This is a genomic window from Paraburkholderia sp. BL23I1N1 (assembly GCF_003610295.1).
GTDB lineage: Bacteria > Pseudomonadota > Gammaproteobacteria > Burkholderiales > Burkholderiaceae > Paraburkholderia.
In genome coordinates, this window is sequence record NZ_RAPV01000002.1 from 75,220 (window position 1) to 97,175 (window position 21,956).

The following is a 21,956-nucleotide window of genomic DNA, read 5'->3' on the forward strand; positions in this document are numbered from 1 at the left end:
GCACTTTGCGCCAGCCCATGCATTGACATCAAAAATAAATCGGCGATTTTTACTGTCATTTCATTTTAGTCCATGTTTTCCCTGAGACAAGGAAAGTTGTGAGCGACGCAGACCCACCTTGGGCCGGTCTGGCCTCCCGCGTAGTGCGCGTAGTTCTCGCACGCAAGGACTTCAGTTATGCACAATTGTCTGAGGCGCTGTCTTCGGTCAGAGTGAGGGAGAGTGAGCGGTCCCTCGCTTCTCGCGTCTCCCGCGGAAGGATTAAGCTGGAATTGTTATTGCAGATACTCTCTGTCACAGGTGCCAAAATACCGTCGTTATGGGATGAGGCATTGTGCGCATCAGGCACATGGGAACACCGTGCAAGCGCTGTTGTCGCTGCGGAGCTGTCGCGGCAGCCGACCGTTACCATCGACGAGTTGGCGCTGAGAATGGTTCGTCTCGGGGCCGACCTTACCGAAAAGACCCTTGCGTCACACCTCTCTCGGGGAACGCTGTCTCTTCCGGAATTTCTTCAGTGCCTGGTCGCACTGGGCAGCTCCAGTCTCGAGCGCTACGTGGATTACGAAGACCTGATAGCCGCCGTTCAGGTGACCAACAACGCACAGGTCGAATGAACTCCAGCTCATTCCGGTCTTGCTATTTTCTCAAGCTTTTCTAAACTTCAAATACGGCGATTTTTACGTTGTTTTTTTGGTTGGAAAACGCGGTGACTTAGAACCGTCACGCACGTGCGATTTCCCGGCCACTGAGCAACGAAGGAGCCTGCGACAACACTTTCAAGCTATTGCTACGAGGGCACTGAAATGACGACCCCTGACGAGCGCACCAAAGCCGTCGTGAAGACGCGCGACTTTTTGCGAATGATTGTTCATGCAGACGAAGTCGCTATCCCTGGCCTTGTCCAGACTGTTGCAGCGGACCTCCTTAGGCACTATCCGCTCGACGTTGACCTTTCTGTGTCTGCTTCGGCGCTACCTGGCGTTTGGGCACAGCCAGTAATTGGCCAAGGATGATTGCGCCCCGACCATAGGTAGGCGCGAGCAAAATGGAAATCCACGATGATGTCCCTGCCAGTTTTCCGCGAGACATGATGCCCCCGGTTGTCTCCGGAGCCCAACCAAAGCTCTACGCGGTATTGGTCGACGGAATCTATGTCACGGGACAAACAGATACGGCGAGATACGAGCGCTGGCTCATCTGCGAATACATCGCAAACCAGTTCGTTCCTATTGTGCGCAAGGAGGGAGCGGCGCATCCCCAGCACTCAAATGACCGGACGCTCGACCACGTATGCAGGGCCGTTGCGGGCAAGGCCTGGATATCGCCAGACGAACTGACGTGGCTCGCTCAGCGACTACGAACACTAGTCGGTTCGTAAGGGACATCCGCGGCTATCCTCAATCCACGGAACCAACCACTTGATGTGTCGCTACCATGCCTGTCTCTTCGTCGGCTCAGGACAACAGTGCAAACCCGCTCGCATTTAATCTGCCGGCGCTCGGGAAGTTGGTAAAAGACACCCGTTTGCGCTGCATGCTCAATGTACGCGACGCCGCCGATTCGATTGGTGTCTCGTCTGGCGTACTCACCCGTATCGAGAACGGAAAATCTGTAAGGACCGAGCGCCTGTTCAAAGTGCTGACGGGGTTTGGCCTTGCCATGCTGGTGATGCCTAGGGGCGACGCCGACATCGTCACGCAGGCGCTCGGCCAAACTGTGAACTGGCATGACGTCATGGCGAGCCAGTCACGTGCCAGGAAACCCGACACGAAGCCGACCGTTGCGCTAGATATGACAACGCCGACTCTCTTCGTTGACTACGATGGCACGCTTCACGCTGGTCACGCGTTTGTCGATGAGCGCGGCCAGATAACTCTCGACTCTGGTCGCCCATTGTTCGAATTCGCTCCGCTTCTGATTGGAATGCTTGAACCATATCCGGCCGTGCAAATCGTCCTTACGACATCATGGCTTCAAACGATGCCAACGGAGATAGTCATTTCGTACCTGCCGCCGGAATTGGCGCGGAGGGTTGTCGACACCACTCGTGGCAGGAAAGCACGGTTCAGTTACATGCAGAACGGCTCTGGGCGCACCGACATAATCACCTGCTACGCCTTTGGGAAGGGCTTGAAGAACTGGCTAGCACTCGATGATTCCGTGTACGACGCTTCCAATTTTGGCCGAGAGCCTGGTGAGCTGGTGCAGAACTTCGTGCTCCTAGACTCGACGCTCGGCATCAGTGACGAAGGCGCACAGCAACGCGTTCGGGAATGGCTTGTCAGGGTACACAATAACAGAAACACCTAGTTTTCCTAACCAGTTCGATTCGGTGCATCGAATTCGCGAACCAAGGCGTTCCTGGTTTGAAAATTCTTGAACCGAAATATGTGACCGAGGCAGCGTTGATGCTCAAAGTAACTGTCGAATTATGGCCGGGCGGCCGCGAGAGCGGCAGTCGGGTGTTGGCAACCGCGAAGATTGGCCGGGTTAAAAGTGGTTCCCTCGCGAACTATAAGGTCGAACTAAGCGAGGACCCGCATGGGAAAATATGCGGGTCCTTGGACGACTACCCACGCTATGCCTCCACCCTATGGGACCTCGTAGCTCGTGCAGTTGCGGTCGCGCTGACAGGGAAGGAGGAGCTACCCCCACGCCCCCAACAACTCGATGTTCCCGTTCGCATCTCAGGCAATACTCCGTATGTGCGCTTTCGGGAGATACCGGAACCTGCGCGAAGCCTGTTCAAAAAACGTATGGCGTTTTCGACACGCCCATTAATTGACGAGGACCCGGAGCCCATGGAGTGCGCTTACGCGTGGGACTGGCGCGATTTTCTGGATGGCGGCAGATAGTGGCGTCGACGTTAGCTAGGCGCGCCGTCACATGAAGTGGCTACTCCGTTTCGCTTCATCGCAGAAGAATATCAATTGCGTCGCGAAGTGGTTCGATGTGTCCATGGCCGTAATTGCTACGCTGTTCGTCCTCGGGCTTTAAATCGCCAAGATTTTCAAATAATTCCGACGTATAAGCGCCGGTGACGGCGACTGTATCTTGCCGGCATCGGTCTTGTCGTGAAGCGGGTGCATTCGGGAGGTCCGAGATGAACATCAAAGAAGTAGCCAGGTACCTTTTTGTCAGACAAGTGCACGTAAAGCGGCTTCTTGAGCGTGGCGATTTGACCGGAACGCTCGCTGACAATGGACAGTACCTTGTCGACGACGCGTCTGTCGAATACTACCGCGCACGACTGGAGTTCGCCCGAAAAGAGTAATTCGACTCGCAGGAAGAAAGTCGTGACCTGCGCGGAACCTGAGAAGCGCGTGTGCATGGGTGGCTTGAGCACCGAGCGGTCGACCGCTGTGAGCCCCCGGCCATCACAGGGTGAGAGCACTGTACCGGCAGCCTTACCGCGGTGGGCTGCCAGGTTGATTTTCGCCGTCGGTCGTCAGGCGCTTGAGCGCTTTGTGTCGCTCGCATGCTGAGGCGGTTCGACCCATCGCTGCGGCGCCCTTGCAGCTTCGGTTTGAAGGCGACGCAATACATCCACGAAATCGATAATCGCGGTGGCCGCCCTTTGTTCCAGATGGGATTGTTCCCGAAGGTCTGAGGCGTGCATGTCACCGAAAACGATTTGGTCCAGTATATGAACTTCGAAATGGAATCGGGCTTCTGCAGTCTTCCCCATCGTTTGTTTCGCCACCTGCCAGTCCTCGGTGATTTGTGCGACGCTCGCTGCCGCCGCTTTGGCAAGAGCAGGCTCGATTTGGCCTGATTCTGTCTGAGACTGCGATTGACGGACGGACTTTGCCAGGCCGCCATACCTTGCGAGGAGACCCTCAAAAACGACGAACCACAACTGGCCGCCGAACGCCGGTATCGCCAAGCTGGCGGGCGTCTCCGGCTGCTCAGCCCTCGCGCCGGAACCGGACGGCGAAGCGTCCTTGTCGTCGACAGCAGGGTTATCCGTGGTCGGCGCCGCGCGGCCAAAAAGGACACCTTTGCTCAAATATCTCATCTTGATGCGTACCAGCCATAAGGACGCAAGAAAGCCTATTGCTGGCACAACCAGCATTGCTGGGTTCTCCTGCGCGAACGACAGAAATCCGCTCATGGTTTCACCAGTTTGGCAATGGCCAGCATCGTCGCCGGCACGTAAAACGCGAGAGTCTCGGAACCTGATACGCCGATTGCCTTGTTGAACGTGAACTCTGGCCACCAGACGGGAAGGGTCCCTTTTATGGAATGGACGAGGATGACCGCCCAAAGGAGACTTCCCACGATGAACCATCCTCCCGCGAGCAGTAGCACACCCGCATTCCAATTGTAGTCCCAGCGCCTGCGCGCCGCCTCCGTTGACTCTCCCGGCGCAGCCGGTTCCGGTCGCGGTCCGACGGAAAAGCATGGCAGGAGGGCGGCAAGTCCGGCTGCGGCTAACGCCGGCAGGAAGAACTGCGGGTCATTGTCACCTGCGGCGCCCCGTAGCGTCGACTCGAACGCGCCGAGCAAAAAAGGGAAGAGGAATCCAAACGCCAACGAGCCAAAATTCCAGACTTTACGTAGGTCGAACATGGCCTTTCCTTTGGCTTACGGGCTTATTGGCGCACTGCTTAGGCGGGCTCTATATTCGCACGGTAGCGCGTAATGCGGCGTTGCCGCGCGCGGCGGGTCTGCCCCGATAGACCGTTTTCTTTGTGCGCTAGTGCACGGACTACGACTTCGATGGCGCTCCGGCTTGCCAAACGCCGTCCATCGTAGCTTCTGCCCAGTGGGAGCCGACAAGATGAAATGAAACCTCAATCAATCGGCCTGACTCGTCACCTTTCTAACAGCGTGCGCCGTACTTTCCGACGCGACCATCACTTACTACCTGCCTAAATCCCAAACAGCAGTACCCTTGGGGATAGGTAGAAGATGTCTAAAGACTGCAGGACGTCAACCGCAAGCATGCGGAAAAAGGGAGCGTCTCGCTCGGGAATCCGCCAAAGCTGGCCGAAGGCGACCCCTTTACCCTTCTTCGGCCTGAGTCTCAACGATGCGACCCGGCGGCGTGTGGCTGTCCGACTCCGCCACCTTCAGCCCGAGACTCTTGAGTCGATTCACGAGTTGGTCAATGCGGTGCTCAATGAAGGTCTTCAGGGCGTCAATCGGCATCGTCTCCTTCCCCGCGAGCTCGAGAATCGTTCTAGGAATGATGTGGCCCTCCAGGACGTCAGGGAATTTCGGCTGACTGGCAATGTCCTTCAAGTAGTCCACCGGGTTACGCGCGGAAATCTGAAGGTTGGTGAGCTGGGTGATGTACGCAACCGTTTGCGGTAGCTGTTGTCATCGGTGTCACAGTCGAGCTCTACAGAAAGGTCCACATACAGGTCCGGCTTGAAATCCTCGCGACCGGCAATCGTGCCACCCAAAATGGAAGTGTAGAGCGCAGTGGTCCTCTGACCGTCGAGCAGATACTGATACTCGGTCTGCTTTTCGTGCGGCGATATCAGCAGACGACCAATCTGGCGGTGGCTGTGCAAAGCTACGCCAGTTCGCCATACCAGCAGGCTGCCAAGCGGATAGAACTTGAAAAGACTGTCCCACAGCTTCTTGACGTTTTCGGGCATCCAGACGACGTCGCGCTGGAAGGTCGGAATCTGGTATTTACGCTGCTCCAAGTTCATCAGGAACAGGCTGATGCTTATGCCCTTCGGCACGATGCGGTCTGAGAAGCCGATGGCCTTCGCGCCGATGCCTGCCTGTTCGAGGATGGCAGAGTCGTCCTGAAAATCGTCGTCCTGTCGCTGGTTCATCCTGTCTCGCCCTGTCGTTGGTAGCGTGCTCTCGCTCCGGAACGTCGAACACTAACCGAAACCGCGTCATAGCAGCAACCGGAGCTGAAAATATCCCTTGATAATGGGTTGGGCCGATAAAATTCAAGCCAGCATGAGGCGCCGTGGACTGAAGTCCGCCAGGCACTATCCGTGGTTATCGACCCACGCGCGCGCCCAGTCTAATCCCGCGAGTTGAGCCTCTTCTTCCGTATAAAAAACGCCGAGTACCCCGGAGGCTTCAACCATCTTTGCGTCACGGGTGATGGTCCCGCCGCCTGCATATCGCTCAGACGAAAGGATGTCCTCTTGATGAACTATGGCGTGACCGAAGATGCGGTATCTCTTGTAGCTTGCCGATTCCATCTGCGCACGACCTCAACATGCGAGTCGTGAGCATCAATGCGCAGCGCGTTCCCCTCGGGCGTTATCAGACGAGGAATTTCCGACACGTCAGGCTGAATTGCCGGACGAGCTTCCGGCATGCGGGCTGCTTCGCCATGACACTAGGTGCAGCGGTCCGCGCGTGTCGCGCGCGCACTCTCACCGCACGCGGAACTCCATGTCGATGGGGCCGCGAACTTGCCCGCAGGCCCGGCGCGCTCGCGGTATGAAGGCAAAGGACCTGAAGCGCTCACGGGTCATGACAAGCGAGACATTGTCTTCCACTGCGCCATGAACATAGCCAAAGATTGGGCGTGGGAGATACCGTTTGGCTGCCGCCTCGAAGTCGTCAAGGCTGAGAATCTTGCTGAAGCGAGATGTGCCGCCGGCTTGCGATGTCATTGTCCTGTTGTCGTCGAATTGTGTGCCGTCTGGGAGCCAAGCGAGAGCGTGTAGTCCGCTTCCTCTTTGGCAAATTGAGCAAGCGCCGAAATGAAGGCCCTCGTGTCGTCCGTGCGCCACTTGAAGCAATACTCGATGCTTGGGAGTTCCGGAACCGTCTTGAAGGCGTTCAGCTGACCTGCTTCGACAAGGTTGCGCATGAACAGCCGCGGCAGGAAGCTAATGCCGACGTCAGCCACCGTCAGACCGACGATGGCGCTGAGGCTGTTGCAGGCCAGGATACGTCGACCGTGAATCTTGTTCGAGGCGGCCCAGGACTCGTAAGTCGCAGTCAGGCGAGACTCCGCTGTCATGGTCAGGATTGGGTGACGCGCAATGTCCTCGGATTTCAGGACCGCGCCAGTGGGAATTCGCCTGGGCGAGGACATCCACGCAAACTCGAGCGTCGCTAGCGGAACCGACGTCAGCGTTGGGTTCTCTTCGCTGCTTTGCGGAAGGATAGCGAAATCAATCTCACCGCGAACGAGGCGGCGCTCCAGTCCCGCTGCCAGGTCTACATACGGCTCCAATGCCAAGTCGGGGTGTTCGGTTGTAATTCGTGCCACGAACTTCGGGAACCAGGTGAGAGCCGTGAGTTCACTGACGCCGAAGCGGCAGAGGCCTGATAGATGCGGTGGAGTACCGAGGAGTTCGTGAATCTCCCCCTCGAACTGAAGAATCTTGTGAGCATGGCCGAGAATCCGAGTCCCATGCTCTGTTAACACCGACCGTTGGGCCGACCGGTCAAAGAGCGGTACGTTCAGAGCGGCTTCCAGTTCGGCAATGCGTTTCGAGAGCGTAGACTGCGTTACGTGCAACCGGGTTGCGGCTATCGAGAAGCTGCCAAGGCTCGCCGCCCAATAAAAGGCCTCAAGCTGTTTGAGAGTCATATCGCGTTGGATAACCTACTGGGACACCGCGAACTCGCGGCGTCCCATTATAGGAGTGCATGGCAGCGGTCGCTGCAGGTGAGCAGAAGTACATCGCAAAGATTGATTAAGCGCTTCTCTCGACGAGTTGCCTGTCGGTTCCGTGACCGGGGCTTGCAACTGCTGGTTGCTCATCGCCAGATGCTGCGCTTCGCGGTTCGATGATGCTGAGCAGAAGCAGGAACGTTGCGGCCGAGCATGCAGCCAGGAAAGCGAACACCCACGGCCAGCCGGAGTTGTCGAGAATGAGACCGACGATGAACGGAGCGAATGCACCACCGAGAGAGCCACCGGTGTTCACGATAGAAGCGGCGAGCGGTACCTTATCGCGGGTCGCAATGCCCATCGGATACACCAGGAACGTCGAGTATCCGAGATTCAGCAGCACGCCTGCGGTGAAGAACAGGAGTGCAAGCAGCATCGGGTCATTGGGGGCAAACAGCAGCGCGTACATCATGCCGACCGTTGCCACTGAGGTAATCATCATGACGGGCTTACGACGCCGCGCAAATACCGTGTCCGAAAGCCAACCCCCGAGCAGGTTGCCGACAATGGCGCCGACCCAAGGTGCGGAAGCGACTGCTCCCATCTTCATCACCGACAAGTGCTTCACGCTTACCAGGTATGTGGGAACCCAGGTCATGATGGCGTAGGTAATGCCCACCAGGAAGAAATAGCCGAGCGCGCATCCCCAGACGTTCCATGACGTAAAGATGGAGCGACCTGTAGACAGCAGTTCCACCCGGCGAGTCCGAATAAGGCGGTCTACCCACGAGTGCTCAACGGTCGTGCCATCTTTCATCGGGCTCTTCACCTGCTCTACCGACGGCACCGCCTTGATGTAGTCGACCTCGCTCTGCGAAACGAAGCGTGATTCTTTGGGCTCGTCGCGGACCAGCCAGAACCAGAGCAGCGAACTGATAAGTCCGGGTATGGCAAAGAAGAAGAACACATCTCGCCAGCCGAACTTTAGAAGCAACAGAGCGCACAGCGGCGGAACGAATGCAGGAGAGAATTTGATGGCCGAGATGAATACACCTGCTGCAAGCCCCTTCTCTTGAGGCGGAAACCACCGATTGATGGTTGACACAATACCGATGTTGATTGGACCTTCGGCGAGTCCGAGGATTGCGCGAGCCGCCTTGAGCTGGAAGACGCTTCCTGTCAAGCCCATGAACAGGGTCGCGAGGGAAGTCAAGACCATGGAGCCGACCATGAGTCCTCGCACGCCGAGCTTGCCGAAGAGGTATCCGGTCGGAATCTGCACGATGGCGTAGCCGAAGTAGAACAGGCTCGCCATGGCCCCAATGTCGGTATTGCTAAGGTGGTATTCGTTTCGAATCGTTGGGATGACCACACCAAGATTGGCGCGGTCTGCTCCTGCGATGGAGTAAGTCAAAAATATCATCGCGAGAACAATCCAGCGATAGCCCGTCCGGGCGTTGCTGCTGCCTTTCATGCATGTCTCCTTCTAGCCCGGCGGCGCCGGTTACTGTTCCGGTTCTCTGACCGTGGCCCATCCTAAGCCGCCTGAAAGGTCAAGGCATAACGACTTTTGTCGATGTTCCTGCATTCCTTTTCTGACTTGCGTAATAACCCCTAGTTGGCCCGCAAGCGGCCTGAAAGCCCACCGAGAAAGGTGTGCTACATCACCAACCTCATCGCTATCTGCCTGATTCAGCGTTTGCTATTAAGGGTTATACCGGACAGTCGCGAATTGAATGGTCCCGCGTCGAGAAATGTCGCTACGTATCGGCCCCACGACGCTCTTATGCTTGGCCCCACTACCTCTCCAACAGCGGAACAAGCACATGAAAGTCTTCGTCATGGACCCGATTGACCCGAGCGCAGTTGAACTGCTCTCGAAGGCTCACACGGTCGTCAATTACCCCCAATCGCGAAACGCCGACTGGCACGCCAACGCAGATGCCATCGTCGTCAGAACGTTTGAAGTTAGAGCGTCTGATTTTCCGAAGGCCAAAAATCTCAAGATTATCGCGAAGCACGGCACTGGCGTGGATAACGTCGATATCGAGGCAGCGAGCGAAGCTGGCGTCCTGGTGACGAACACGCCGGGAGCCAATGCAAACGCTGTCGCCGAGTACGCACTCGCTATCGCGCTGGCGCTCGCCAGGAAGGTCAGTGTGGCGGACCGGGAACTGCGTCAACCGCGGCAAACGCAACTCCAGGGCGGCGTCGAACTGACCGGAAAGACCGTCGGTCTTCTCGGCTTCGGTGACATCGGCCGAAGAACGGCGCGTCTGTTCAGGGCCGCGTTCGGTACCGGGTTGATGGTGTACGACCCATACGTTCCCGGCGCTGCATTTGAAGAGCTTGGCGCCGTTCGTGTGAATTCCATCCAGGAACTGCTTCCGCTCTGCGACGTTGTCAGCCTGCACTTGCCACTCCTGGCTTCCACGAAGAACCTCGTCGGCAAAGCCGAATTCGAGCTCATGCGCAACTCAGCGCTCTTCATCAACGTGGCGCGCGGCGGCATTGTCGACGAATGCGCTCTTTATCAGGCGCTGGTCGATGGACAAATTGCAGGCGCGGCGAGCGACGTGTTCGAAACCGAACCGGTCCCGGCGTCGCATCCGCTGCTGACGCTCGAGAACTTCGTAGCTTCTCCTCATATTGCAGCCAGCAGCAAGGAATCGCTGGTCCGGATGGGCCACGCGGCCGCGCACGCGGTCATCGAAGCTCTGGCTGGCCGCACTCCGCCGCACCAGGTTCTCCCGAAGCCGAACGCCATCAACGCAACTGTTTAAGGTCATCCCATGAAGACGAACCGTTTCAATGAAACCGCAAACTTCGAACGCGTCACGCCGGAACAAATCGAGCGTGCCCGTGAATTTCAATCCGCGGTTCTGTGCGACGTCGCTGGCCGTCGCGGCGCTCTGCACGGCGACATCCAGCCGCTCGTTCCGAGCATGGTCGTTGCAGGCCCCGCGTTCCCAGTCGAAGTGCGCCCTGGCGACAACCTGATGTTCCACGTGGCGTTGGCACTTGCAAAGCCGGGTGACGTCATAGTTGTCGACGGCAAGGGCTTTCAGTCGAGCGCGCTCCTCGGCGAATTGATGGTGACCCAGGCCATCGCTGCCAGGCTGGGCGGTCTGGTTGTCGACGGCGCTGCGCGCGATGTGGCGACGCTTCGTGATAGCAGCATGCCGATTTTTGCGAATGGCCGTAACCCCGCTGGCCCGACCAAGGGCCTCGACGGTCGCATCGGCGTTCCCATCTCGTTGGGCGGCGTCTCGGTCGAACCGGGCGATTTGGTTATCGGTGACTGCGACGGCGTCGTCGTTATCCCGCGTGCGGACGTGGACAGGGTTCTGAAAGCAGCTGAGAAGAAGCTCGAAGCAGAGGCTCAACGCCTCGCCGAAATCCGTGACGGCATCCTCGTTTCGCCGTGGCTCGATGACGCGCTGCGCGCCGCCGGCGTGATGGGCAAGGACGAAACGCTCGAGTAATCAGCTTCGAGGTTCGAAAACTACATATTTGGAGACGATGCAATGAAGCGCCGATATTGGATATACCTGTTCTTATTTTTGCTGACGGTCGTGAACTATGTCGACCGTGTGGCGTTGTCCATCGCATCGTCCCAGATAAGCAAGGAATTCTCGTTGTCGCCGGTGATGCTCGGCTACCTGTTCTCATCGTTCTTGTGGCTTTACTTCATTGCCCTCATTCCGATGGGACTGTTGGTCGACATGTACGGCACGAAGCGTTTGAACGCCTGGGGCATCGGCTTCTGGTCGCTCGCAACGGCGCTCACGGCAGCAACGGGCGGATTCGTCTCTCTTCTGGTGACTCGCTTGCTGATGGGACTCGGCGAATCGACGTCTTATCCGGCAGGCGGGCGAGTGTTGCGTGAGTGGGCTCCGGCGTCCGAGCGCGGTATCGCGACGTCTGTCTTTCATGCCGGCAGTCTTCTCGGCCCCGCAATTGGCGCAATTGGGCTCAGTTGGGTCGTCACGACCTATGGTTGGCGCGCTGCATTTCTCGTCGCCGCTTCGATGGGTTTAGTCTGGCTGGCAGCATGGCTCATCTGGTTCCGTCAGCCTGGAGACGCAAAGTGGCTGAGTGCTGAGGAACGCAAATACATCCTCGAATCCCGTGACGCTTTCGGCACGTCCAAAGCGCCGGAACCTGAGCGCCTCGGCTTTGAAGCGCTGGTTCGCTCAAAGACCATCTGGGCTATCGCGTTCGCTCACGGTTGCGCCGTGTACGCGACGTACCTCTTCCTGACCTGGATGCCGAGCTACCTCCAGGCGGAGAAGGGCATGAGTATTACGCGAAGCGGCTTTTTTACCGCGTTTCCCTATGCCGGTGCGGCAGTGCTTGGCGTGCTGGTTGGTATCTGCAGTGACCGCTATCTGCGCAACAAAAAGATTTCCGATGGCAATCGTCGCGTAGTGGTCGCTGCCTGCCTGGTGTTGTCCGCGCTCATCCTGCTGATTCCGACGGTGAACGAACTTTGGTTGGTTATGACGTTGCTGACCCTCTCGCTCACCGGCTGCACGGCGGCGGTCGCGTCGAATCTTTCGCTGGTCAACGACTTGCTGCCGTCGAAGAAGGACTCGGGCACCGCGATTGCCATGATTAGCACTGGTGGCAACCTGTTCGGCCTCATGGCTCCTATCGCTACCGGTTACGTCGTGTCGATGACACATAGCTATCACGCCGGCTTCGTCATCACGGGTATTCTGGTGCTGGCAGCTGCTGCGGCAACCCTGATGCTCACGCGTGGTCCCATCACCGTAACGGAGGCAACCAGCGATGTATGCACTACCCGAAACGCTTGAAGCCAAGCCGTTCGCACGCTTACCGGACGAACTGCGCACCGGCACCGAGACAAGCGAATGGAACGCGGGCCAACCGGCTGGACTGCACGCCTCGAGCTTCCTTGAAGGACCGTCATTTGACCGCGATGGGATTCTCTGGTGCGTCGATGTAGTCAATGGCCGAATCCTGAATATCGACCAGAATGGTGAATTCTCGGTTGCTGTCGAATACGACGGTTGGCCTAACGGGCTCAAGATTCGCGAAGATGGTCTCGTGTTCATCGCTGACTACAAGCACGGCATCATGATGCATGAGCCCGGCTCGAAGGTTGTGAAGCCGTTCCTGGTGCGAGCCGGCATGGAGCGATTCAAGGCCGTCAATGACTTGTTCTTCGCGGCCAACGGTGACCTCATTTTCACCGACCAGGGACTCACGGGCCTGCACGACCCGACCGGACGTGTCTTCCGCGTGAGGCGAGATGGAAAGGTCGATTGCCTGCTATCGAATGTGCCCAGCCCGAACGGTCTGGTGATGGACCTCGATGAACACGCGCTGCTGCTCGCGGTAACGCGTGCGAACGCGGTGTGGCGAGTGCCAATCCTCAATGGTGGTGTCGCAAAGGTCGGTACGTTCATCCAGCTTTCGGGCGGCGTTGGCCCTGATGGATTGGCGCTCGATTCCTCGGGCGGTCTGCTGATTGCCCATGCAGGTATGGGCGCCGTTTGGGTCTTCAACGCACGAGGCGAGCCGACCTACCGAGTAAATACGCCGGCCGGCAATCTCTCCACGAACCTCGCTTTCGGCGGACCTGAGAACCGGGACATCTTTATCACTGAATCTTGCAGCGCTCAAATTTATCGAGCACGCGTCGAGGTTCCAGGGAAAGTGATGGTCTCGCACCGGACCGCAGGCTAACGGCACGTCGTGGCGGGTGGAGCATCTTGCTGCGCCAGGCCGTCGCTGTCGCCACCCATCTATTTCTCTTGCTAGCCAAGGAGTTGCAACCTTGTCCGACGATGCACGTGTCGCGTATCCAGTCTAAGACAGCCATACGCTGTCTGCACTGTTCAGCAAGGGTGCCGGCCAGCTTTATATGAGCCGCGACGCGGCTTATCGATGCTGCTGGGTTCGTTTGACCGCCCCTCGCGTTGGGATTCGTGATGAAGCTGCCCGGCATACCTGCACGTGGAAAACTCCACCTGATTCGCCGTCGTGAATTACGCGCCTTTACAGCGTGGGCAATGGCTCAAAGGAGTCAAAGCGAGCAAACGGCGGCTGCATCTCGGTCACCTCGAGCGTTTCGACCAGCGCTGCGGACATGCCCTCGCTTAGCCAGACGCACATGTCGGCAAGCTGCTCCGGTGAACCCTGCAGCATTACCTCCACTGAGCCATCCAGGCGGTTCCGTACCCATCCGGTGACGCCTGCCGTCTGGGCCTGGCGTACGCAGGCTTCCCGATAGCCGATGCCCTGCACCTGGCCACGCACCTGCACCAGCCGAGTCTCAAGCATTCCATCATTGTTGTTGGTTTCCACGTGTGTGGTCCTTGCAAAGTATTCACGCAGCTTCGCCGTTCAATGAAATGGCCCGGTTCTATGAGCGCCGCATGACATCCGCCAGGTCATCAAGCGACAGTGGCTTGGTGAGATGGAAGTCAAATACCCGTTCGTCGGTCTGAGGTCCGCTGGCGGCATCGGTATGGCCCGTCAACGCGACCAGCTTCGTCTGGCAGCACTGGGCCCGAAGGCGGAGCAGTTGCGCAAGCTCGAGGCCATCCATGCCGGGCATGGTGATATCAACCAGGGCAACATCCGGGATGAACGATTCCACAATCGAGAGCGCGTCGGGTCCGCTCTGAGCCCGTTTCACCTGATGTCCATCGAGCTCCAGCAACGTGCCCAGTGCCTCCATGGTGTCCGCGTTGTCGTCGACGAGGAGGATGCGAATCGGCGCCATCGGGCGGCTCGTGGTGACAACGGGTTCATCGATGCTTTTGCAGACAATGGGGAGCTGTACGGTGACTTCTGTCCCTTGACCTTCGCCCTCGCTTGCAATGGTAACCGTGCCGTTGTGTGCGGCGACCAGATGCTTCACAACCGCCAGTCCGATTCCGAGTCCACCTTCTGCATGCCCTCGCGCTGACGCCGCCTGGGTAAACATGTCGAAGACGTGCGGCAGCAGTGACGATGAAATGCCCGCGCCGTTGTCCTTCACCGTGATGACCGCATGGCAAACCGACGGGTCGTGTGACCCGGTGCTAAGGTCCGGCGCGTCTACGGATAAAGAAATGTCGCCGCCGGGAGGGGTGTATTTCACCGCGTTCGTCAACAAATTCGATATGACCTGGGTGAGTCGAGCCGCGTCGGCGTGAACGGTCACCGGATACGGCGGAACAGTGACATGCAGTCGGTGCTCGCCGTTTCTGGCATCGGCCTTCATCGCGGTCACCGCATCGGCCACGATATCCTGAAGCAGCCCGTATGAGAGGTGGACGGAAAGTTTGCCATGTCTTATCCGGGACGCGTCGAGCAGGTCTCCGACAAGCCGTTTCAGTATTCGCATCTGCCTGTCGGCGATGCCCAACGCAGCCAGCACGGCGGAATTGTCCGTAGCGAGTTTTCGTGCGACCGTCAGGGCGCTGTCGATGGGCGCAAGGGGATTGCGTAGTTCATGACTCAGGGTCGCAATGAAGTCATCCTTGCGTGATTCTTCCAGGGCCAGTGCATTCCTGGCCGCCTCAGCTTCCGCCGCCCGGGCTTCCGCATCAGCCTTTGCCCGGGTCATCGTGAGCGCGGCGCAGGTGAAGTTCGCGAGGCTGGTCAGGATTCGGCGGTCCTCCGCGTCGAAAAGATGCTCCCCGTCGTGAGACATGACCCACAGGGTGCCCCACGGTTCAGGTTGACCTGGAATCGGCACGACCAGTTCTTCGATAATCTCGGGGGAAACATCGTTCAGGCAGGCGAAGTGGCGCTGGGGAAACGAAAACAGTTGTCCTGCAGCCAGTTCGAGCGTCAAGCCGCTCGGGCTATCTGCAATCGGGGTGGTGGTGCCCAACGTGTCAACACATGCGCCCGAAACCGCGACCCAGCGGAACACAGGGGTGCCGTCAGTGTCGGTTTCCAGCAGGCCGATGCCCGCGCTACCCGCTTCACACAAACTGAGTGCCATGTCAGAGAGCGTCTGCAGCATGGCGCCGTCGGACGAAGTAAGTGCCTGCGCCAGACAGTGCATCGCGCTGCTTTCTGCCGCGTAGTCCGGCGGCCGATGCGCGCGCGTGTCGAGCGTCGGCGTGACAAGACCGTCCTCGCGCCGCGCGCGGTCCGCTGCCAATGACGCAGGCAGTCCGGCCATATAGCCTCCAGGTCGTAATCGGTGTGTGGCCGCACGGAAGAAATTACCATGCAGAATGAATTGTAGGCGCTGCATCACAAGGGCCCGGTGTAACAATGCCCGCCAGGCGGTCGACGAGGCTGGGTACAACTATTGCTGCACTACACCATTACCCTTTGTGATTTAAACGCGGCTCCTAGAATGGCGACAGTACTGCTCGTGGATGATGACCCGAATATTCTGCGCCCGCTTCGAGTGCTGGTGGAGCGGGAAGGATACCGCGTGCTTACGGCGGAGGATGGACAGGCCGCACTCGCGGTCGCCGCCATTGAGAGTCCAGGGCTGATTGTGACCGACTGGATGATGCCACGCCTGGACGGCGTCGACCTGTGCCGGCGCTTGAAGGGCGACACCGCTACGGCCGACATTCCGGTGGTCATGCTGTCGGCCGCGCTACCGCCTGAACCAGAGGAGCCGCTATGGGATGTGCTGTTGCTAAAGCCGGTCCCCATAGGCCGGTTGATAAAGGCGATTCATGGCCTGCTCGACGGACCGCCGCAGGAAGTATCGGGGCGGATGTCCGGGCACTAACATTCGATTTGGGTTCCCGTCATTTGAACGGCAGGTGGACTCGGTCCTGGTGCCGCGAGTCTTCTTCTTTCAGGCGTTCTTTCCGGAACGCCACGGGCCGCGACCTGTCCTATGACCTGTTTCCCATTCAGGAGATAATCATGCGCGGTGCAGCAGTTGACGTGCGCTTTGACAGCAGCACGCATTTGCTTCTGGACCTGTCCGACGGGCAGGCTGTCCGATTCCCATTGAACTGGTTTCCTGTTCTGGAAACAGCGACGCCAGCAGAGCGCGAACACTTTGCTATCTCGATGGACCGCCAGCAATTGTTCTGGCCTGAAATCGGTGAGGATGTGAACGTGGCCGCGCTGCTAGCGCTCCTGTCTGCTACCGCGCGTCGCCAGGCTTGAGCGACTCCCGTCAGTTGCGCCGTCCAGGAATGCTCAACTGGCCAGTCCGTCTTTCCGGCCGAAAACGGCCTGCCTTTGCACAGCACGTCGGATTGTCGCGCTACAGTCCGGCGCGCCCGCCTCGATAGGCATGCGTTTCTAAAATTCAGGTGGCGCGCCGGCTAAAGCCGTTCGCTAGATATGTCTTTACATCTTCTTCAATCGAAGACTTCTTCTGACATATAAAGCCATAAGTTGCATGGGACTCTTTTAACGGGGGACCTCCGCAGGAGCGGGGTCTCTCGTGAGCAAGATTCAGAACAGGAAAGAGGTGCACAGTGTTAAAAGCGCCCCGGTCGAGGCAGTCGATAAGGCGTTCTTGCACCGACCAAAGTTGAATTCGACTGCCCGTGGCTATCTATCCAGGCCAGCGCCCAGGCAAGTCCGGCATGCCGTGCTTCATCCTCGGTGCTGAAATGGCCAAGGATTCCCGAAGTCTCAACGAGCCTGTTGTTTTGGGTAATAGTCCCACCAGCCGCGTACCGCTCGGGCAGCAGGATAGCATCCTGCTGAAGGATAGCGTGACCCCACACGCTGTATCCCATAGGACACTGCCCGTTCTCGCGGGTCTATTTTTGTGGACAGTCGACGCTATTTTTCTCCTCGCATTCCTGGAGTAAACGTAATACCGACCAACAATCCTTCTGGCGAGATAAAACGGCTGACAGTCTGACCCCAAGGTTCTTTCTTGTTCTTGACAAGCATTCGATATCCTCGCGATTCAAGCTCCGCTGTTGCCTTTTCGACACTGTCAACATCAAACTCGAGCCTGGCTTGTGGAACGGGAATGTCGTCCGGCCAAGACTCCTTGCCGAAACACGACTGGGCCGCCTGAGAAAGTGGCCACAGGGCAAAACTCTTTGCGCCTTTCAGGGCCTCCGTATGAAGATAACCGCCACTCTCCTCTTTGAAGAGGATTGAGGTAGCCTGACTTTTTAAGACACTCCTTTTTGATAAACTTTATCAATGGGAGCACAGATGACGAAACCAAGAATGCCGAGGTCCTCGCTGTAGAGCTTGCGGCTTGCCACTGCATCACGGACGATTGGACCAAAGCCCGCGATGAACAGAATTCTGAGGTTTCCGATTCGCTCCATGACACTTCCTCTTCCAACAATGCATACAGTTCCCGACTGATTCCGGCCTCACGCCACCTGACGGCACTTGATATCCCAGCTTCCGGACAGCCATCGATTGTCCGTAACGTCGCATCTATTTCGGCGCATCTTCATCGAACAGTTCATCGTCCTCTGACTGCAGGATGGGGGCGGCGGTGTCAGGCACCGGCGAGCCGACGTCACGGTCCGGGGCGTCCGCCGGCCGCTCGTCTTTATCATCGCCGCGGTTCACACCGCGCGTCTGTTCAATTGGGTGATTCGTCATGGCATCCTCCTCCTCGAACTAACATGTCCGTGCGTGTGAAAAGGGGCGCCGACAACCGCTGCTTCCATGCTTTTCGGAGGGCGGTCCCAGCTTTCTCCAGGCTAGGTGTCAAAACATCGTCTGCGCGTTCCTCGCCGCTGTACCAGACAAGGACATACTCGCTGCGGCCGCGGTTCAGGACGAGGCGCCCGAGCTTGGGGGCTCGGTCGGAAGCGCTGGACATCCTCGGCGACTACCGGTCGATGGGCTTGATGCTTGCGCGACGTCTTCTCGAATTGCGGCCTTGCAAACAGGCTGATGTCAGCGACAACTCTGCAGACGTACCCAAGCTGAACAACCGCGCCGAATGCGAGAAGCCGAAGCGCGAACATGGCGCGCACCGGAAAGAACGACCCGCGCACTCGACAGTCGGGTTTGTCCGCTGGTGGCCACATCGCAGTGTGGCCACGCTCGTTACCTCGCCGGGCCGTGCGACCACGCGCGTCCACCGTTCCTTCAAATTACTGCTTTACCGGCTTCGCCGCTTTCTTGACTGCCAGGTCAGCCGCTTCGGTCACCTCCGATGCGGCTTCAGTTGTGGCGCTCAGGTCGCTTTGCTCGACTTCGACTGCCTGCTGCGTGGCTCCTTGCACGTCTTCGTAGGTGGTGTTGGCGAGCGAAGCACCTTGTTTCAGAAATGCGATGGCGGCCTCGGAGCCGACCGGGGCGTTTTGCGCGACATTCTCGACGAACCGTTGGACCAGGCGATTGACCTCTTGGTAATGGGCATTGACGACCTCTGCCAGCTGCGTTTGCATGGTCGATGCAATCTCGGCAACCTGACGCTCGTACGTCAGGACCTTCTCCGCCAGGGGCAGCGCCAGCGCGTTTTGCAAGCCGGTAACTTCCTGTCCCTCCTTTTGCGTCAGCCCCTCTTGCGTGCGTTGGTACCAATCGGCAAACGTCGTCTTCGCCGTTTCCAGATTCAGTCTGACAAGCTTTTCCTCGCCTTCCAGCATTTTGCCGGCCAGGCCAAAAAAGAAGTCAAGATTTGCTTGTCGGGCTGCAGCAACTTGCCCCTGAAATTCAGTCATGTTCGTCCCCTGAAGGCATATATCCAAAGCTCAGCATGTTCGGCAACGGTGACCAAATGATGAAGCCCGTCGCCGGGAAGCCAGCGTGTCTTCATACATTTTAGAAAGCTCGGCAAGAGTCAACAGATGCAGAAACTGCAAACGACGAAGACTCCATTACAGGACGGTGACGGTTGATATGCCAATTGAATCGGCCTATCGTGGGGCACTCTGTCAGGAGGCGTTTTTCCTTGCCGCGGCGTAACGTATTGGCCGCCGTTCCTCATTGCGATGGCGTTTCCGCGCGGCGCTCATCTTCGCGATTCGTGACGAACTCGCGGAACAGTGCGGCACTTTTTTCAGGCAAGCCCGTGTTCTGAAAATGGAACTTCCAGGACCCGCTGGCGACAAAAAGCGGGTGACGCAAAACAGGAGCGCGCCTTTGCGCATGTGTTTCGACAGCTTCTTCGTCGGATGAGTTTTTTATTGCGCGCTCACTTCACTCGAGGAACACGGTGGAGCGACGTCTGACCGTGACCGCGATATCGGGAGCAGCGTCTGAGTCGATTGCCATCGACTGAACGTTGGCTTATCGCGGCGCGGGGACGACGTGCAGCAAGAAGCGTTTCAATGCATTGAAGCTCGCCTGAACGACACGCGTGTCTGGCGTTAGCGCTTGACTGCAAGCAGCCGCCTTCGTGCCGCGTCATACATTCGTGGCTTGAGACAAATAAGTTTGGTTGAGATGGAGTCAAACAGGAGCATTTCACGCCATGAATCGTCGCCTGAATATGGATGCACATCTGGAGAGCGCCCTCAGAAACAACAGTTCCAGGCGGGCCTTCGCAGCACGTCTGGACATGACCATCAAGCGGGCAAAGGTCACATCAAGCCGGGTGGCCAGGTCGCTCGGCGTACCGGAACGCGAAGTGACCCTTTGGCGCGCCGGAGTCATCGTTCCGAAGAGCACTGATTGCGCGCGTCTTTCTGAACTTCTCGACGTGGACGTCGCCTGGCTATGTGCAGTTCAAGTGTAGCGCACAGCATGTCATCGCAGTTCTCATCGGGCGCGAACTCGCAATTGATTCGGCTTGTCGTGGCTCACCGAGGCGTCGGTCGGGTCGAGTGCCGGGCCCCTGCCATTGACCGGCATCACGGTCGAAATGGCATGTTTGAAAACAAGTTGCACGCCTGGGCCAGACTCCAACAGAACTGCAAACTGGTCAAAGCCGGCCAGTTGACCACTCAGTCTGATGCCGTTCACGAGGAACACGTTTACTGTGGTCTTGTCGTTTAAGAGCGTCTGCAGAAACTCGTCTTGTACGGATGGTCGCGCGGTCATGTTCTGAGGTCAAAGCGATAGGTGCTTCGATTGTACCGGCGATACCTGAAGCCGCCCTCCAGTCCGGAGATAGTGTGTTACTGCGACTCAAGGGCGTCGAGGCGCGCTTCCGCTATTTCGCCCAGGTAATGGCAGCGGTAGCCACGCAGTTGAGCGCCTAGCCGAGCCGTAACTCTGGTAGGCGAACTGTGCGTCGGCGCAATACTCGCGGTGTGTTCCTTCGTTGCCGCTGCGTGCCGCCCCGACCTCCGTCCAGCCGGGCGACGCCTATACCCGAACCTCGCGTTGATGCGGAATTTCGGTGCTTGCAGCAGGGCGCCACGTTTTCATCGGGCGCCTTTTCGCGACTCCTGCTTGAAAACTCGATGCGCCGCGACCGGGCATCGTGCGGGTCAAAGGCGCAGACTCCCCGCCTAGACCGGTTTGATATTTGCGGCCTGCTTGCCCTTTGGCCCCATCTTTACGTCGAAGCTGACCTTCTGGTTCTCTTGCAACGTCTTGAAACCTGCTGCGCTAATTTCCGAGAAATGGGCAAATAGGTCCTCTCCGCCATCGTCCGGCGTGATAAACCCGAAGCCCTTGGCGTCGTTAAACCACTTTACCGTGCCAGTCGCCATCATCCGTTCCCAATAAAATTTTCAGAGCACGCTTAATTCGGTGCGCGCGAGGCTTACATACCCTGCAACAGGGCAGCTAGTACCTTGCGCTCAATTGCAGTTCCCGACCGCTATCAGAGAGGTCAACAGTGATGTTGTAGCCTACTGTAGTTCAGGGGTCAATCCGGATTAGGCGCGGATTCAGGCCGCTCGACACCGCGCTGGCAGCCGTCGCGGTCGCGACCGCATTGCGGTTCGCGAAGACGTCTCGGCGCCCGTCGCAGAGAACCAGATGTCTCAGGGGGCCGGATTCTTGTCACGGCATCGAAACCGTTGGGCTCGCACGACGGTTCTGTCGCTCCGACGAGGCCACGGTCGCCGGAGGGGATGCACAATAGCCGTGTTTGAATGAGTGGGATTGCCGCACAGGTGAAGTTTAGGAATACTCTACAACGAGAGCGTAGATGGGGCGACGCCATTGCTGAATCGGCAGTCCCTTGAAGCTTGTGCTGCGAGAGAAACGCGGCGGGCCAGTACATCGGCTTTCAGTATCTGACTTACAGGAGGAACTCCGTCATGTTACAGGTAGCATCCGTTGACTACATGGGGACCTTGATTTTCGCAGTCGTTGGGCAGGACATTAGAGGTTTCATCGCGAGCGCCGTCATCTCCGACGAAACAGGGCAGCACAGGCAGGCAACCGGGGCACTAGGCACCTTTCCGACCGAGGTTGAAGCGCGTCAATTTGCCATCGAATATGCGAAAGCCGAAATCGGGCGATGTGCCTTGATGAAACTGATGGGTTAGCCCTGTCGAATCTCTGTCATAGCTGAGCAGTCTGGCATCGCCAATTAGTTCAATGCATGCAGGAGCATGGG

General features: G+C 58.0%; 27 protein-coding genes and 2 pseudogenes. 14 read left to right on the plus strand and 15 right to left on the minus strand.

The window, feature by feature from the left end:
- Positions 1–98: 98 nt before the first annotated feature.
- From B0G76_RS32875 to B0G76_RS43120, 6 genes are all read left to right on the plus strand, one after another.
- The gene (locus B0G76_RS32875) at positions 99–617 is read left to right on the plus strand and encodes a DUF6471 domain-containing protein (protein WP_120297006.1); all 519 of its coding nucleotides are present in this window, start codon (positions 99–101) and stop codon (positions 615–617) included.
- Between the two features lie 189 nt (positions 618–806).
- Positions 807–1,016 (plus strand): BPSL0761 family protein, encoded by a 210-nt coding sequence (locus B0G76_RS44660; protein WP_120297007.1) that lies wholly within the window; start codon positions 807–809, stop codon positions 1,014–1,016.
- A gap of 32 nt (positions 1,017–1,048) precedes the next feature.
- Positions 1,049–1,381, plus strand: a complete 333-nt coding sequence (locus tag B0G76_RS32885; protein WP_120297008.1) for a hypothetical protein — start codon at positions 1,049–1,051, stop codon at positions 1,379–1,381.
- A gap of 56 nt (positions 1,382–1,437) precedes the next feature.
- The gene (locus B0G76_RS32890; protein WP_120297009.1) at positions 1,438–2,313 is read left to right on the plus strand and encodes an HAD domain-containing protein; all 876 of its coding nucleotides are present in this window, start codon (positions 1,438–1,440) and stop codon (positions 2,311–2,313) included.
- Between the two features lie 56 nt (positions 2,314–2,369).
- Positions 2,370–2,858 (plus strand): hypothetical protein, encoded by a 489-nt coding sequence (locus tag B0G76_RS32895; RefSeq protein ID WP_310793968.1) that lies wholly within the window; start codon positions 2,370–2,372, stop codon positions 2,856–2,858.
- A gap of 248 nt (positions 2,859–3,106) precedes the next feature.
- Positions 3,107–3,277, plus strand: coding sequence for a hypothetical protein (locus tag B0G76_RS43120; RefSeq protein ID WP_183082253.1), 171 nt, complete (start codon positions 3,107–3,109; stop codon positions 3,275–3,277).
- Positions 3,278–3,451: 174 nt separating this feature from the next.
- Here B0G76_RS43120 and B0G76_RS32900 read toward each other — a convergent pair whose 3' ends face one another.
- The 7 genes from B0G76_RS32900 to B0G76_RS32935 all read right to left on the minus strand — a co-directional run bounded on the left by B0G76_RS32900 (position 3,452) and on the right by B0G76_RS32935 (position 9,029).
- Positions 3,452–4,117, minus strand: coding sequence for a hypothetical protein (locus B0G76_RS32900; protein WP_120297010.1), 666 nt, complete (start codon positions 4,115–4,117; stop codon positions 3,452–3,454).
- Positions 4,114–4,575, minus strand: coding sequence for a hypothetical protein (locus tag B0G76_RS32905; protein WP_120297011.1), 462 nt, complete (start codon positions 4,573–4,575; stop codon positions 4,114–4,116). The genes B0G76_RS32900 and B0G76_RS32905 overlap by 4 nt, the downstream gene beginning before the upstream one ends.
- A gap of 435 nt (positions 4,576–5,010) precedes the next feature.
- Positions 5,011–5,157, minus strand: coding sequence for a hypothetical protein (locus B0G76_RS43125; protein WP_183082254.1), 147 nt, complete (start codon positions 5,155–5,157; stop codon positions 5,011–5,013).
- Positions 5,158–5,246: 89 nt separating this feature from the next.
- Positions 5,247–5,798, minus strand: a complete 552-nt coding sequence (locus B0G76_RS32915) for a DUF262 domain-containing protein (protein ID WP_120297013.1) — start codon at positions 5,796–5,798, stop codon at positions 5,247–5,249.
- 165 nt (positions 5,799–5,963) lie between these two features.
- Positions 5,964–6,182 (minus strand): hypothetical protein, encoded by a 219-nt coding sequence (locus B0G76_RS44335; protein ID WP_120297014.1) that lies wholly within the window; start codon positions 6,180–6,182, stop codon positions 5,964–5,966.
- Between the two features lie 416 nt (positions 6,183–6,598).
- The gene (locus tag B0G76_RS32930; protein ID WP_120297016.1) at positions 6,599–7,531 is read right to left on the minus strand and encodes a LysR family transcriptional regulator; all 933 of its coding nucleotides are present in this window, start codon (positions 7,529–7,531) and stop codon (positions 6,599–6,601) included.
- A gap of 106 nt (positions 7,532–7,637) precedes the next feature.
- A complete protein-coding gene (locus B0G76_RS32935) occupies positions 7,638–9,029 on the minus strand; it encodes an MFS transporter (protein WP_120297017.1) in 1,392 nt (463 codons plus the stop codon).
- A gap of 352 nt (positions 9,030–9,381) precedes the next feature.
- On the opposite strand from B0G76_RS32935, the gene B0G76_RS32940 reads away from it, so the two are divergent.
- The 4 genes from B0G76_RS32940 to B0G76_RS32955 are packed head-to-tail and all read left to right on the plus strand — an operon-like array spanning position 9,382 to position 13,270.
- The gene (locus B0G76_RS32940; RefSeq protein WP_183082255.1) at positions 9,382–10,338 is read left to right on the plus strand and encodes a hydroxyacid dehydrogenase; all 957 of its coding nucleotides are present in this window, start codon (positions 9,382–9,384) and stop codon (positions 10,336–10,338) included.
- 9 nt (positions 10,339–10,347) lie between these two features.
- Positions 10,348–11,040: an RraA family protein gene (locus tag B0G76_RS32945; protein ID WP_120297019.1), complete on the plus strand. Its 693-nt coding sequence runs from the start codon at positions 10,348–10,350 to the stop codon at positions 11,038–11,040.
- Between the two features lie 42 nt (positions 11,041–11,082).
- A complete protein-coding gene (locus B0G76_RS32950; protein WP_120297020.1) occupies positions 11,083–12,375 on the plus strand; it encodes an MFS transporter in 1,293 nt (430 codons plus the stop codon).
- Positions 12,350–13,270, plus strand: a complete 921-nt coding sequence (locus B0G76_RS32955; protein WP_120297021.1) for an SMP-30/gluconolactonase/LRE family protein — start codon at positions 12,350–12,352, stop codon at positions 13,268–13,270. Before B0G76_RS32950 ends, B0G76_RS32955 begins: the two co-directional genes overlap by 26 nt.
- Before the next feature lie 312 nt (positions 13,271–13,582).
- On the opposite strand, the gene B0G76_RS32960 is transcribed toward B0G76_RS32955, so the two are convergent.
- Both B0G76_RS32960 and B0G76_RS32965 read right to left on the minus strand, forming a co-directional pair.
- A complete protein-coding gene (locus B0G76_RS32960) occupies positions 13,583–13,867 on the minus strand; it encodes an acylphosphatase (protein ID WP_120297022.1) in 285 nt (94 codons plus the stop codon).
- An 82-nt stretch (positions 13,868–13,949) separates the two neighbouring features.
- Positions 13,950–15,707: an ATP-binding protein gene (locus B0G76_RS32965; protein WP_120297023.1), complete on the minus strand. Its 1,758-nt coding sequence runs from the start codon at positions 15,705–15,707 to the stop codon at positions 13,950–13,952.
- Positions 15,708–15,887: 180 nt separating this feature from the next.
- On the opposite strand from B0G76_RS32965, the gene B0G76_RS32970 reads away from it, so the two are divergent.
- Together B0G76_RS32970 and B0G76_RS32975 are read left to right on the plus strand one after the other, a co-directional pair.
- Positions 15,888–16,277 carry a PleD family two-component system response regulator gene (locus B0G76_RS32970; protein WP_120297024.1) on the plus strand — a complete coding sequence of 130 codons (390 nt, stop codon included), beginning with the start codon at positions 15,888–15,890 and terminating at the stop codon, positions 16,275–16,277.
- A 140-nt stretch (positions 16,278–16,417) separates the two neighbouring features.
- A complete protein-coding gene (locus B0G76_RS32975) occupies positions 16,418–16,666 on the plus strand; it encodes a DUF2442 domain-containing protein (RefSeq protein WP_120297025.1) in 249 nt (82 codons plus the stop codon).
- 389 nt (positions 16,667–17,055) lie between these two features.
- On the opposite strand, the pseudogene B0G76_RS44345 reads toward B0G76_RS32975, so the two are convergent.
- From B0G76_RS44345 to B0G76_RS32995, 4 genes and pseudogenes are all read right to left on the minus strand, one after another.
- Positions 17,056–17,250: pseudogene (locus B0G76_RS44345) on the minus strand (hypothetical protein); the annotation flags it as partial.
- A 46-nt stretch (positions 17,251–17,296) separates the two neighbouring features.
- Positions 17,297–17,802: pseudogene (locus B0G76_RS32985) on the minus strand (glyoxalase).
- A 115-nt stretch (positions 17,803–17,917) separates the two neighbouring features.
- Positions 17,918–18,088, minus strand: coding sequence for a hypothetical protein (locus B0G76_RS43130; protein WP_183082256.1), 171 nt, complete (start codon positions 18,086–18,088; stop codon positions 17,918–17,920).
- Between the two features lie 500 nt (positions 18,089–18,588).
- The gene (locus B0G76_RS32995) at positions 18,589–19,161 is read right to left on the minus strand and encodes a phasin family protein (protein WP_120297026.1); all 573 of its coding nucleotides are present in this window, start codon (positions 19,159–19,161) and stop codon (positions 18,589–18,591) included.
- A 752-nt stretch (positions 19,162–19,913) separates the two neighbouring features.
- Here B0G76_RS32995 and B0G76_RS33005 point away from each other — a divergent pair.
- Complete coding sequence (locus B0G76_RS33005; protein ID WP_120297028.1) at positions 19,914–20,177, plus strand: XRE family transcriptional regulator; 264 nt, start codon at positions 19,914–19,916, stop codon at positions 20,175–20,177.
- Between the two features lie 23 nt (positions 20,178–20,200).
- On the opposite strand, the gene hfq is transcribed toward B0G76_RS33005, so the two are convergent.
- Positions 20,201–20,482: an RNA chaperone Hfq gene (gene hfq, locus B0G76_RS33010; protein WP_120297029.1), complete on the minus strand. Its 282-nt coding sequence runs from the start codon at positions 20,480–20,482 to the stop codon at positions 20,201–20,203.
- Positions 20,483–20,895: 413 nt separating this feature from the next.
- A complete protein-coding gene (locus B0G76_RS33015; protein ID WP_120298004.1) occupies positions 20,896–21,099 on the minus strand; it encodes a cold-shock protein in 204 nt (67 codons plus the stop codon).
- 555 nt (positions 21,100–21,654) lie between these two features.
- Between B0G76_RS33015 and B0G76_RS33020 the strand changes: the two genes are divergently transcribed.
- Positions 21,655–21,885, plus strand: coding sequence for a hypothetical protein (locus B0G76_RS33020; RefSeq protein WP_147394120.1), 231 nt, complete (start codon positions 21,655–21,657; stop codon positions 21,883–21,885).
- Positions 21,886–21,956 lie beyond the last annotated feature (71 nt).